The organism is Methylocystis sp. Se48, assembly GCF_056269425.1.
Genome location: NZ_CM149850.1, coordinates 239,479 through 251,138, shown reverse-complemented (window position 1 = coordinate 251,138; position 11,660 = coordinate 239,479). Strand labels below are relative to the sequence as shown.

Genomic DNA, 11,660 nt, shown 5'->3' with positions numbered 1-11,660 from the left:
CGAATGAGAAAAATCCTGCCCGTCATCATGTGCGGAGGCTCGGGCACGCGGGTTTGGCCGGAATCGCGCGAAACATTGCCCAAGCAATTCATTCCGCTCGTGGGCGAGCGCTCCACCTTCCAGACGACCATGGCGATGCTGGCGGACCCCGCGTTTGAAAAGCCGATCGTCATTTCCAACAGCGATTACCGTTTCCTGATCGCGGACCAGTTGCGGCAGATCGGCGCCGAGGCGGACATCGTGCTCGAACCCTCGCGCCGCGATTCGGGTCCGGCGGTCGCCGTTGCGGCCGGCCTCGCCGCGCGGCGCGCGCCCGACACGGTCGTCGTCGTGCTCGCCGCCGACCATGTGGTGCGGGATCGCGCCGGCCTCGTGGCGCTCTGCAAAAAGGCGGGAGAGGCGGCCGCCGAGGGCTGTATCGTGACGCTGGGCGTGAAGCCCGACAGCCCGGCCACCGGCTACGGCTATCTGCGCCCCGGCGCGCCGATCCATCCGGGCGGCGAGGTGCTGAAGCTGGAAGCCTTCGTCGAAAAGCCGGACCGCGCCGCCGCGCAGGAATATGTCGAGGCCGGCTACTTCTGGAACAGCGGCAACTTCATTTTCCGCGCCGACGTGATGCAGGCGGAGATCGCCCGTTTCGAGCCCGCCATCGCCGAGGCCGCGGAGGCCGCGATCGACGGCGCGAGCCATGATTTGGGCTTCTGCGTGCTCGGCGCGGAGGCGTTCTCCCGCGCGCCCAAGAAATCCATCGACTACGCCGTGATGGAAAAGACCGAAAAAGCGGCGCTGATTCCCGCCGACATCGGCTGGTCGGACGTCGGAACCTGGCGCGCGGTCTGGGAATTGTCCGAGCGTGACGAATACGGCAACTCCGTGCGCGGACAGGGCGTCGTCATGGACGCGAAGAACGTCCATGTCCGCTCGGAGGAGACGCTGACCACCGTCGTCGGAGTCGACGACGTCATCGTGGTGACGACGCAGGACGCGGTGCTCGTGCTCAGCCACGACCACGGCGACAAGGTGAAGCAGCTCGTCGATGAGCTGAAGACCCAGAACCGCCGCGAGGCCGGCGCGCACAAGCGCATCTTCCGCCCCTGGGGCTATTATCAGTCCATCGACGAGGGCCAGCGTTATCAGGTGAAGCGCATCGTCGTGAAGCCGGGCGAGCGCCTGTCGCTGCAAAAGCACTTCCACCGCGCAGAGCACTGGATCGTGGTGCGCGGCACGGCCGAGGTCGGCCGGGACGACGAGGTGCATCTCGTGCACGAGAACGAGTCGATCTATCTGCCGATCGGCTGCAAGCACCGGCTCATCAACCCCGGCAAGATCGACCTGGAGCTGATCGAGGTGCAGACGGGCTCCTATCTGGGCGAGGACGACATCGTCCGCTTCCAGGACGCCTATAATCGCGGGTGACATGGCCGACGTCGCCGTCAAGATTTGCGGCCTCTCCAGCCCTGAAACCCTGCTTGCGGCCATCGAGGCGGGCGCCGATATGGCGGGTTTCGTCTTCTTCGATAAGAGCCCGCGGCGCGTCGATCTCGAAACCGCCCGCACGCTCGGTCTCCTGGCGCAGGGAAAAATCGCGAAGGTCGCCCTCACCGTCGATGCGGAGGACGCCGCCCTCGAGAAGATCGTCGCCGCCCTCGCGCCGGAGCTTTTGCAACTTCACGGCCATGAGAGTCCCGCCCGCGTCGCTGCGGTGAAGACCCGATTCGGCCTGCCCGTCATCAAGGCGATCGGCGTCGCGTCGCCCGAGGACGTCGCGGCGGGGCGCGCCTATGAGGGCGTCGCCGACGCCCTCCTCTTCGACGCCAAGCCCGCCCCGGACGCGACCGTTCCAGGCGGCGCGGGCGTAACCTTCGATTGGGATTTGCTGCGCAATATAGGCGCCGCAAAATGGATGCTGTCGGGCGGACTCGACCCGGAAAACGTCGCGGCGGCGATCCGCCGCACCGGCGCGCCGGCCGTGGACGTCTCGTCGGGCGTGGAGCGCGCGCGGGGGGTGAAGGACGCGGACAGGATAAAGGCGTTCGTCGAAGCGGTCCGGTCCCTTTGATTTGAAGCCCGAAGGCTCTAAAGATTTCGGCAAGCCAAACGAAACAGCCGCGCCGGCCGGCTCGCCCGCTTCTTGGACGCGAGAGAAGACGCCGACGCCGCTCCCACGCCCGAGGATCGCTCCGTGAACAAGCCGCTTCCCAATTCCTTCCGCGCCGGGCCCGACGAAAACGGCCGTTTCGGCATTTTCGGCGGTCGCTTCGTCGCCGAGACCCTGATGCCGCTCGTTCTCGATCTCGAGCAGGCCTATCAGGACGCGAGGAACGACCCCGCCTTCCACGAAGAACTCGCCGGCCTGCACAAGCACTACGTTGGCCGGCCCAGCCCGCTCTATTTCGCGGAGCGCATCACCGAGCATGTGCGCGAGAAGGCGGGCGCGGGCAAAGGCGCCAAAGTCTATTTCAAGCGCGACGAGCTCAATCACACCGGCGCGCACAAGATCAACAATGTGCTGGGCCAGATCCTCCTCGCGCGGCGCATGGGCAAGAAGCGCATCATCGCCGAGACCGGCGCCGGCCAGCATGGCGTCGCGACCGCCACCGCCTGCGCGCGCTTCGGCCTGCAATGCGTCGTCTATATGGGCGCGGTGGACGTCGAGCGTCAGAAGCCCAACGTCTTCCGCATGAAGATGCTCGGCGCCGAGGTCGTGCCGGTACAGTCCGGCGCGCGCACGCTGAAAGACGCGATGAACGAGGCGCTGCGCGACTGGGTGACCAATGTCGCCGACACCTTCTACTGCATCGGCACCGCCGCGGGCCCCCATCCCTATCCGGCCATGGTGCGCGATTTCCAGTCGATCATCGGCAATGAGACGAAGGTCCAGATGCAGGAGATGGAGGGGCGTCTGCCTGACTCGCTCGTCGCCTGCATCGGCGGCGGCTCCAACGCGATCGGGCTCTTCCACCCCTTCCTCGACGACCCAGGCGTCGAAATCTACGGCGTCGAGGCGGCGGGCCACGGCATCAACGTGCCGAACGGCCATGCGGCCTCGCTCACCGGCGGGCGCCCGGGCGTTCTGCACGGCAACCGCACCTATCTCCTGATGGACGACGACGGTCAGATCCTCGAAGGCCATTCGATCTCGGCGGGCCTCGACTATCCCGGCATCGGCCCGGAGCACTCCTGGCTGCACGAGACCGGCCGCGTGAAATATATCAGCGCGACCGACAAGGAGGCGTTGAACGCCTTCCAGCTGTGCTCCAAGCTCGAGGGCATCATCCCGGCGCTGGAGCCGTCCCACGCGCTCGCCAAGGTCTTCGAACTCGCGCCGCAAAAGCCGCGCGACCACATCATGGTGATGAACATGTGCGGCCGCGGCGACAAGGACATTTTCACGGTCGCGGAGCATTTGGGCGGGATGTGAGGGCCGGTCTGGCGGCGCGAGCAATGCGCGGCGCTCCGGCGCCGCGTCAGCCGCGCCGCGCCGATTTGCGCCTCGCCAGGACGGGGCAAACGACCGTCACTTCGCCGCCGCGCCCAAGCACCGCTCGGCGATCGCCCGTAGCCGCCGGCCCCGCTCTTCGTCGTCCGTCACGCCATCGAGCGCCTTGCTGCGGATCGCTTCCTGCGCCGTGCACACGCAGGCGTCGTGGCAGAATTTCTTTTCCGCGCCGTCGGCGCGGCAGCTCGCCTCGCAGTCGAGAATGAAGGCCGTCGCGTCCTGAGGCGGCGGGGCCACGGCGACGAGCGCCGTGAAGAGCGCGAAAAGCAGCGGCTGGTGGACGAGATAGATCAGCAGGCTGTGGCGGCCGAGAAAGCCGAGCGCGCGCCAGTCCCGACCCCCGCGCGCCGGGCGCGGAAGCAGGCGTCCGGCGCCCACGCCCATCAGCAGCGCCCCCGCCCAGGGAAAGAGCGGGCGCCAGTCCTGCGTCAGCGGCTCCGCCGTTCCGAGCCCCAGCCATTGCAGCGCGGCGGCGTTGAACACGGGCGACGCCACGACGTGCGGCGCGGCGAAAAACACCGCGCCCGCCGCGACCGCGACCGGCCACGGGGCCCGCAGGAAGGGCAGCGCGACGAGGCTCGCCGCCGCGATGCAGTGAAGAATGCCGAAAAAGACGAAAGCGGCGGGAAAGGCGACGTAAGTGCCCGCGCTGACCAGCGCCGCAGCCCCCGCGACGATGGCGAAACGCCGCCAGAAGGCGGGCCAGCGAAGGCCGTCGCCATGGACGAGCGTCAGCGAGATGCCCGCGATGAACAGAAAGGAAAAGGCGATGGCGTGGCCGAAGGCCTTCACCGGCGGCGACCAGGGAATGCTCGCGGCGATATAGCCGAAATGGCCGAGATCCCAGACGAGGTGAAAGACGACCATCGCCGCCACGGCGAGGCCGCGCGCGGCGTCGAGCGCTCCCCAGCGCGCGCTCATTTCGACGCGGCGCCCTGAAATTTGCTGAACACCATGTCCGGCGCCGAGAGATTGTGGCGCGAAGGCAAATGGCGGCCGACCCAGACCTCCACCGCATTGGCGCCGTCGAAATCGATCACCGGCGCCTCCTGCCAGCCCTTCCCGCGCTTCGAGCGCCAGGCGACGATCGCCGCGTCGCTCATCGTCTCCATCGCATACATGGAGCGTAGCGCCGCGAAGGGCCGGCCGCCGGGCATGGCGTCGTCGAAGGAAACGTCCAGCGTGAGCCGCTCCTGATCCACGCTCCTGATAGAAAGCCGCGCCTCGCCGCCGCGCCTGAATTTCAGCGTGAAGGAGCGCGTCGCGGGATCGAAGACGATTTCCTCGAGCGCCACGATGGGCCGCTCCTGCGTCTCCACGGGTCCGACGAGAAAGGAAGAGCCATAGGCGGTCCAACGCATGTCTTCGAAAGGCAGGGGGCGCGCGCGCCAATAGCCGTCCGGCGGGTAGAAGACCATGATCTCCTCCGCGCGCTCGCGATACCACATCCAGAACTGGACGAGATGGAAGCCCTTTTCGACCGTGTCCCCCACCCGGATCGGGACGTCGTTGGGACGCCAGAAGGAGGGGAAAGTGTAGCCGGTCATCCAGAATTCCGGCGTCTCCCAGAAGGTGCGCCGCCGCGCCCGCGCGAAGAATTTCGGATCGTGCGAGAGGTCGCAGCTCGACCAGTCCGGCGCCCAGCGGTCCGAGACGATGGTGTTGATGTAGGAGGGATGCACGGCCTGGATTTGCAGGCTGCGGATGCGCGGCGAAATGAAATCGAGCTCGATATTGTCCTTCTCGGCGCAAAGTTCGGGCGCCGATTTGTTTTCCACGCGCACCTGAAGCTCGTCGGCGAGCTCCTGAGCCGAGGGTTGCGCGAAGGCGGGCGCGGCGGCGAGGGCGCCCGCGCCAACGAGCAAGCGGCGGCGATCGAACATCGTCGTCAAGGCGGTCTGATCCTTGGGTTTTCCCGGCGCGGGCCGTCAGACGCTTCTATTGTGCCGGTCTCACGGCGAAAACAAGGAGAGACGTTCCCGGAAGCGTTTCCCGCGCGAGCCAGACGGGCGCCTCGCCCCGCGCGAGCATGGCGGCGAGCCCGTCGGGCGCAGCTGCGACGAGCGGCGAAGGCCGCCCGGCGCGCGGGCACCAGACGACGAGTTCCGCGCCCGCGGCGCGCAGGATATTCTCCGCTTTTTCGGGCGGCGCGAGCAAGGCGTCGGCGGCGATGCGGTTGCCGTGATTGTCGCGATGGTAGGGCGCGGCGAAAACGCTGTGCGGCGTATGCGCCAGAATATGCGCGCCGAGATCGAAGGAAGCGACGACGCGGGCAGGCGGCAATTCGGCCAGAGGCGCGAGAGCCTCCGGCGCAAGACAGGCGCGTTCGGCGCCGGCGCCGGGATCGTCCTTCGAGGGCAGCGCCAGAGCGAGGCCGACGGGCGAAACGAGGGCCGCGATCATCGCGACCAGCGCAGCGCGCAACATGTCGCTCACCTCGAGACGCGAGGCGAGCGCGACGATCGCGGCGGCGAGCGGGACGAGCGCGATCGGCGTCACGGAGGTAAAGACGCGCATCTGCCAAAGGCCCGCGGCGAATCCGATGGCGATGGTCGCCGCGGCGAGGAGCCAGCGGCGCCGCGCGACGCCCTCCGCGCGCTGCGCGAAGAGGAGCGCGGAAAGCAGGCCGAGCAGAACCGGCGCCGCCGTCGCGACGCCCATGCTCGGCGCCGTCGCGGCGAGCGAGAGCAGCGGCTGGGCCTCGACGACATGCGACAGCCACAGATCGCGCAGCAGCGGATCGAGCTCCCCCAGCGGATCGCCCAGGCATTTCGGCTCGGTGGCAAGGACGCTCGCAAGCGCCGCTGCGCCCGCGATGGCGACGGCGGCGAGACGCGCCCGCAGGCGCGCGAGGCGCGGCGCGTACAGGCCGAGCACCGCGAGGGCGCCCGCGCCGACAAGAATCGCCGCGAGATGCACGAAGGAGAAAGCGTCGCAGGCCGAAGCGAGAACGGCGGCCGGCGGAACGGTCGCGACATAGAGCGCCGGAAAGGCGACGAGCGCCCCGGCCGCGAACCAAAGCAGTTGCGCGCGCGCCGCCGCTCCGTCGAGAACGAAGAGGACCGGCGCCGCCGCGATCATCACGACGAAGAAAGGCAGGTTCTCGAGGCTGATCGACACCGAAAGCGCCATCAGCGCGGCCGATATGGCGAGCCGTGGGGCGCGCGCGGGATCGAGCCCCTGCAGAAAGCAGCCGAAGGCCGCCGCGAGCGTCACGATCTGCGGGGCGTGATGGTCGATCCGGCCCGGCGCGAATTGCAGAAACATCGCGCCCGACAGCATGACGAGCCAGATCGCCGCGAGCCGCGACGCCGCGCAAGACAAAATGGAGGCGATCCAGCTCGACAGGGAGAGGAGCGCCGCGAGCAGCGCGAAGGGGAAGACGAGGCGCGTCGCCCGCTCCGCATCATCCGGCGCGAGGAATGTCGAAAAGAAGAGATCGAGCGCGGCGAGCGGAACGTCGACGACGCGCGACCAGTGCATGGGCAGGCCGTTCGGCGGATCGACGCGATGCGCCGTGAGGTCGAACCAGGGCTGGCCGGCGAGGAAGTCGCGCAGCTCGACGGCGCGCATGGCGTCGTCGGAGTCGAAGAAGGCGCCCGTGCGCCAGACGATCGCCGCGCGCGAATAAGAGAGCAGCGCGGCGATGAGCAGCGAGACGAACAGCGTCGCGACGAAGGCGGCGCGCGCGCTGAAGGGTGTCGTGCGCAGCAGGGCGCCCGGCGCCGCGAGATCGCTCATGACGCGCGCGCCTCCGACGAGAACAGCGCGCGGCGGGCGGTGAAATTGAACAGAAACACGCAGCCGGCGGTGGGAGCCTTCGCCAGCGCGACGGCGAGGCCGAGCCAGTCTACGAAGAGATGCATCAGCGCCTCCGTCAACGCGAGGCCGGCGAGGCCCGTGACGAGAAAGCCGATCATCTCGACGCGGACGCCGAGTCGGCGGCGGCCGCGGAAAACGACGCGAACGCTCAACGCGTAAACGAGCGCAAGGCCGCCGAGGAAACCCGCCGCCGCGGCGACGAGGTGGTTCACGCCGAAACCCTTGTAGAGAAGCATCAGCGTCGCGAAATCGAGCGCGAGGGCCATGGCGCTCGCGAGGCCGTATCTCACGAGATCGGACAGCAGGCGCCGAGCCTCGAAGGCCGGCGCGCGCGCGAGGAAGGCGTCGACGACGCTCATGCCGCGGCGACCTTGCGCGGCACGAGCCGCTCGCTCGAGAGCGCCTGAACGGCCCCCTCGACGCCGGCCTCCGAATACTCCGCGTCCTCGTTGACCTGCCAGACGTCGAAGATTTCTTCTCCGCGAATGATGTTGAGCGCGGTCAGCATTCCCGTCATCATCGCATGGTCCTGATTATTGTATTTGTGCATCCCGTTGCGGCCGATCGGATGGAGCGTCGGAAAGCGCGCGGCGATCTCGCGGCGGATCGTCTCGACATTTTGCGCGTAGGTTTCGTCATAGACGGGATAGGCCTTGGCCTGGCGCACCACGCAGGCGTCGTCGACGTCGGCCGGATCCATCAGCCCGATCCGCCCGATCTCGCGCTTGGCGAGCGCGATTAGCTCTGCGTCGGGCGCGTTCCAGAGGCCGTCGCCCTCGAAGCAGAAATATTCGAGCCCGAGGCAGGTCGAAACGCCGTCGGCGATCATCTCCGGCGACCAGCTGCGGAAATTTTGCACGCGGCCCACCTTCACCGCCGGATCGTGGATGTAGACCCAGTTGTCCGGCAGTTCCCGCTGCGGGCGGCCGATGAGCACGACGGTCAGGAAGTCGCGATATTTGAGGTCGCGGGCGTTGAAAAGGCTCAGGGGCTTCGGCTCGATGGCGTTCATCAGGTCGCGCATTGGCGCGGAGGACAGCACGTGGCGGGCCTGAAAGGTTTCGGTTTCGCCCTGCGCGTTGGAGGCGCGCACCGTCCAGAGCCCGGCGGCCTCGTCGTAATGCAGCCCGTCGACGCTGCGGCCCATCAGGAGCCGCCCGCCCATCTCCCGCATCTTGCGGGCGCAGGCCTCCCACATCATGCCGGGGCCGCGGCGCGGATAGCGGAAGGATTCGATCAGCGTCTTGGCGCCCTTGGCGCCCGCCTCGCCCTTGCGCAAGCCGAGGGACCGGCGCAGGCCGTCAGCGATCGCCGCGGCGAGCGAGAGGCCCTTGATGCGCTGGGCCGCCCAGTCGGCGGAAATCTCGTCGCAGCCCATGCCCCAGACCTTCTCGGTGTAGGTCTTGAAGAAGATGCCGAAGAGGCGCTCGCCGAACTGGTTGCGCACCCATTCGTGGAAGGTTCTGGGCGCTTTCACCGGAAAAGCCTTCGCCCAGGCGAAGGAGGCCATGCACAGCGCGCTCTCGACGAAGCCGAGATTCTTCAGCGCCTCGAAGGCCCGCAGCGGATAGGCGTAGAATTTGCCCCTGTAGTAGATGCGCGACAGACGCGGCCGCTCAAGGAAATCGTCGGGCAGGATCTCGTTCCAAAGATCGACGATCTCCTTGGACTTGGAGAAGAAGCGATGGCCGCCGATGTCGAACAGAAAACCCTTGTAGTTCGCCGTGCGCGAGATGCCGCCGACATAGACCGGATCCTGCTCCAGCACGAGCACCTCGCGTCCGTGTTTGGCGAGCGTGTATCCTGCTGTCAGGCCGGCCGGACCGGCGCCGATGATGATCGTTTCGATGATGTCGCCCATGCCGGCCCTGAAGCGGGCCGCGCATTTTCCCTGCGGGCCCTTGTCGAAAGCGGCCCCACAATGGCTCCGCTTGGTCCGCATTGTGTCCGAGAGCCGTTAACGGCCGCTTACGTTAACGGCGACGCTGGCGCTCCGGCCCGGGCGACGGCCCCCCGTCGCCGCGTCAGAAGGGCGCGAAATAGGGATGGGCCTGCCAACTGCGGACCGTGTCGCGATAGGAATGACGGACCGGCGCATAGGCCATGGCGCGCCCTCCGTGGCGCAGGCTGGCGTAGCGGGCGGCGCTGTGACGCGGCTTGGCGGCGGCGTAGCGGGCTCCTACGGGAGGCGCGCCGGTGATCGAAATGCTGCCGCCTTCGGCCTGGACAATCTCATAGAGCCGCTTGGCGTTGGCCGGCGAGAGACGCACGCAGCCGTGCGACGCCGGCCGGCCCAGCGCGCCAGTGGCGTAAGTGCCGTGAATGGCGTAGCCGCCGCGGAAGAAGATGGAATAGGGCATGGGCGACATGTGATATTTGCGCGAGTAATGCATGCGCTCCATTCCCGTCGGCGCATAGGAGCCGCGCGGCGTCGAATAGCCGGCGCGGGCGGTCGAGACGGGCCAGGTGTAGCTGCCCGAATCAGACTCCACATGCATGGTCTGCGTGGACAGATCGATGTGAATATGGGCTGCGGCGCGGGCGAGCCCCATCGACGCGAACAGGGACGCCAGCACCAAAAGAACGAGTTTCAAACGCATGACGCAACTCCGAACGGAACGCTTATTGCCACGATTGTGGCTCGAAAGAGTTTGTCCGGCAACGTAAATGAACCGGTAAGGTTGACCGGCAAGGATCGGTAAAGGACCGCAGAGAGCGGCTTTTCGCGAATAATCGAACGGGTGACACGACATGCGCGCATCGAAACTTGCCGCGGCCTTTCTCGCGCTGGCCCTCGCCGGGCAGGCGGACGCGCAGGAGAAGGGCACGCTCGATCCCAGGCCCCTGCCGCCGCTGGCCCATCCCTCGGACCCGTCGACGCCGGCCAAGGAGTTGTTCGGCCGCGCGCGGGAGAGCGCGCCGCTCGACCCCGACCCGATCGGCTTCTACTCGCGCGGCTGTCTCGCGGGCGGCGAGCAATTGCCGATCAGCGGCCCGCACTGGCAGGTGATGCGCCTGTCGCGAAATCGAAACTGGGGTCACCCGGAACTCGTTAAATTCCTTCAGCATTTCGCCGGAAAGGCGGCGCAGGCCTCGGGCTGGCCGGGGCTTTTGATCGGCGATCTGTCGCAACCGCGCGGCGGGCCGATGCTGACCGGCCACGCCTCTCACCAGATTGGTCTAGACGCGGATATATGGCTCACGCCCATGCCCCGGCGCGAATTGACCCGCGCCGAGCGGGAGGAAATGTCGGCCACCGACGTCGTGCGCGAAGACCTCCTGGACGTGAAATCCGACGTCTGGAGCGATGGCCATGTTGCGGTGATTCGCGCGGCCGCGCTGGAGCCGAAGGTCCAGCGCATCTTCGTCAACGCCGCGATCAAGCGCGCGTTGTGCCGTGTCGCGGAGGGCGAGCCCTGGATGCGCAAGGTGCGCCCCATGTGGGGGCACAATTATCACTTCCATGTCCGGCTCTTCTGCCCGGAAGGCTCAAGCTGCAAGGATCAGGATCCGACGCCGCCGGGCGACGGGTGCGACCAGTCCCTCGCCTGGTGGTTCACCGACGAGGCGCTGCATCCCAAGAAATCGAACAAGGTCTGGCCGCCGATGACCATGGCGGCTCTGCCCAGCGCTTGCAAAGAGGTTCTGACGGCGAAGTGAGCCGCCCGCGTCAGGCCGCGCCGGCCCCCGCGGGACAGGAGACGCCCGTACCCCCCAACCCGCAATAGCCGCCGGGATTTTTGGCAAGGTATTGCTGGTGATAGTCCTCCGCGTAATAGAAGGGCGGAGCCGCCCTGATTTCCGTCGTGATCGGGCCATAGCCCGCCGTCGTCAGCACGCGTTGGTACGCGGCGCGGGAGGCTTCCGCCGCCGCCAGTTGGCCTGCCGTCGGCGCATAGATGACGGAGCGGTACTGCGTTCCGACGTCATTGCCCTGCCGCATGCCCTGCGTCGGGTCGTGGCTCTCCCAGAAAATCTTCAACAGGGCCTCGAAAGAAAGCGCTGCGGGGCAATAGACCACGCGCACGACTTCGGCGTGGCCCGTCCGGCCCGAGCAGACGTCTTCATAGGTCGGGTTCCGCGTCGTCCCGCCCGCATAGCCGACGGCCGTGACGTAAACGCCCTCGCCGACCTGCCAGAACTTGCGCTCGGCGCCCCAGAAACAGCCCATGCCGAACAGAACCTCCTCTGTTCCGAGCGGGAAGGGCGGGTCGAGCGGATGGCCGTTGACGAAGTGGCGCGCGCCATGCGCGACCGGCGTCTCGCGGTCGGGGATTGGGGTCAGAAGACGGGCGAAGCCGAGCTTGTCGAAGATGGACATGCTCCAGAGGTAGGTCGC

The 11,660-nt window shown here is 67.5% G+C and carries 11 protein-coding genes; 4 read left to right on the top strand and 7 right to left on the bottom strand.

Annotated features, from left to right (window positions below; genetic code table 11):
• The first annotated feature begins 3 nt into the window (after window positions 1–3).
• From ACV959_RS01255 to trpB, 3 genes are all read left to right on the top strand, one after another.
• Window positions 4–1,416 (top strand): mannose-1-phosphate guanylyltransferase/mannose-6-phosphate isomerase, encoded by a 1,413-nt coding sequence (locus tag ACV959_RS01255; protein ID WP_475738123.1) that lies wholly within the window; start codon window positions 4–6, stop codon window positions 1,414–1,416.
• 1 nt (window position 1,417) lies between these two features.
• On the top strand, window positions 1,418–2,059 hold the full coding sequence (locus tag ACV959_RS01250; protein ID WP_475738122.1) for a phosphoribosylanthranilate isomerase: 642 nt from the start codon (window positions 1,418–1,420) through the stop codon (window positions 2,057–2,059).
• A 123-nt stretch (window positions 2,060–2,182) separates the two neighbouring features.
• Window positions 2,183–3,421: a tryptophan synthase subunit beta gene (gene trpB, locus ACV959_RS01245; protein ID WP_475738121.1), complete on the top strand. Its 1,239-nt coding sequence runs from the start codon at window positions 2,183–2,185 to the stop codon at window positions 3,419–3,421.
• A 96-nt stretch (window positions 3,422–3,517) separates the two neighbouring features.
• Here trpB and ACV959_RS01240 read toward each other — a convergent pair whose 3' ends face one another.
• The 6 genes from ACV959_RS01240 to ACV959_RS01215 form a co-directional block, all read right to left on the bottom strand.
• Window positions 3,518–4,420 carry a heparan-alpha-glucosaminide N-acetyltransferase gene (locus ACV959_RS01240; RefSeq protein WP_475738120.1) on the bottom strand — a complete coding sequence of 301 codons (903 nt, stop codon included), beginning with the start codon at window positions 4,418–4,420 and terminating at the stop codon, window positions 3,518–3,520.
• Window positions 4,417–5,382: a hypothetical protein gene (locus ACV959_RS01235; RefSeq protein WP_475739727.1), complete on the bottom strand. Its 966-nt coding sequence runs from the start codon at window positions 5,380–5,382 to the stop codon at window positions 4,417–4,419. The genes ACV959_RS01240 and ACV959_RS01235 overlap by 4 nt, the downstream gene beginning before the upstream one ends.
• A 55-nt stretch (window positions 5,383–5,437) precedes the next feature.
• Window positions 5,438–7,240 carry a hypothetical protein gene (locus tag ACV959_RS01230; protein ID WP_475738119.1) on the bottom strand — a complete coding sequence of 601 codons (1,803 nt, stop codon included), beginning with the start codon at window positions 7,238–7,240 and terminating at the stop codon, window positions 5,438–5,440.
• The gene (locus tag ACV959_RS01225; protein ID WP_475738118.1) at window positions 7,237–7,680 is read right to left on the bottom strand and encodes a GtrA family protein; all 444 of its coding nucleotides are present in this window, start codon (window positions 7,678–7,680) and stop codon (window positions 7,237–7,239) included. Before ACV959_RS01225 ends, ACV959_RS01230 begins: the two co-directional genes overlap by 4 nt.
• Window positions 7,677–9,182: an NAD(P)/FAD-dependent oxidoreductase gene (locus ACV959_RS01220; RefSeq protein ID WP_475739726.1), complete on the bottom strand. Its 1,506-nt coding sequence runs from the start codon at window positions 9,180–9,182 to the stop codon at window positions 7,677–7,679. The genes ACV959_RS01225 and ACV959_RS01220 overlap by 4 nt, the downstream gene beginning before the upstream one ends.
• Window positions 9,183–9,345: 163 nt before the next feature.
• Window positions 9,346–9,921, bottom strand: a complete 576-nt coding sequence (locus ACV959_RS01215) for a L,D-transpeptidase (RefSeq protein WP_475738117.1) — start codon at window positions 9,919–9,921, stop codon at window positions 9,346–9,348.
• A gap of 151 nt (window positions 9,922–10,072) precedes the next feature.
• Between ACV959_RS01215 and mepA the strand changes: the two genes are divergently transcribed.
• Complete coding sequence (gene mepA, locus ACV959_RS01210) at window positions 10,073–10,981, top strand: penicillin-insensitive murein endopeptidase (RefSeq protein ID WP_475738116.1); 909 nt, start codon at window positions 10,073–10,075, stop codon at window positions 10,979–10,981.
• A gap of 10 nt (window positions 10,982–10,991) precedes the next feature.
• On the opposite strand, the gene msrA is transcribed toward mepA, so the two are convergent.
• Window positions 10,992–11,642, bottom strand: coding sequence for a peptide-methionine (S)-S-oxide reductase MsrA (msrA, locus tag ACV959_RS01205; RefSeq protein WP_475738115.1), 651 nt, complete (start codon window positions 11,640–11,642; stop codon window positions 10,992–10,994).
• Window positions 11,643–11,660 lie beyond the last annotated feature (18 nt).

Coding starts and splice junctions, on each gene's coding strand:
- ACV959_RS01235 (WP_475739727.1), bottom strand. CDS start 5,382: ATGTTCGATCGCCGCCGCTTGCTCGTTGGCGCGGGCGCCCTCGCCGCC.
- ACV959_RS01225 (WP_475738118.1), bottom strand. CDS start 7,680: ATGAGCGTCGTCGACGCCTTCCTCGCGCGCGCGCCGGCCTTCGAGGCT.
- ACV959_RS01255 (WP_475738123.1), top strand. CDS start 4: ATGAGAAAAATCCTGCCCGTCATCATGTGCGGAGGCTCGGGCACGCGG.
- ACV959_RS01230 (WP_475738119.1), bottom strand. CDS start 7,240: ATGAGCGATCTCGCGGCGCCGGGCGCCCTGCTGCGCACGACACCCTTC.
- ACV959_RS01250 (WP_475738122.1), top strand. CDS start 1,418: ATGGCCGACGTCGCCGTCAAGATTTGCGGCCTCTCCAGCCCTGAAACC.
- ACV959_RS01215 (WP_475738117.1), bottom strand. CDS start 9,921: ATGCGTTTGAAACTCGTTCTTTTGGTGCTGGCGTCCCTGTTCGCGTCG.
- msrA (WP_475738115.1), bottom strand. CDS start 11,642: ATGTCCATCTTCGACAAGCTCGGCTTCGCCCGTCTTCTGACCCCAATC.
- ACV959_RS01240 (WP_475738120.1), bottom strand. CDS start 4,420: ATGAGCGCGCGCTGGGGAGCGCTCGACGCCGCGCGCGGCCTCGCCGTG.
- ACV959_RS01220 (WP_475739726.1), bottom strand. CDS start 9,182: ATGGGCGACATCATCGAAACGATCATCATCGGCGCCGGTCCGGCCGGC.
- mepA (WP_475738116.1), top strand. CDS start 10,073: ATGCGCGCATCGAAACTTGCCGCGGCCTTTCTCGCGCTGGCCCTCGCC.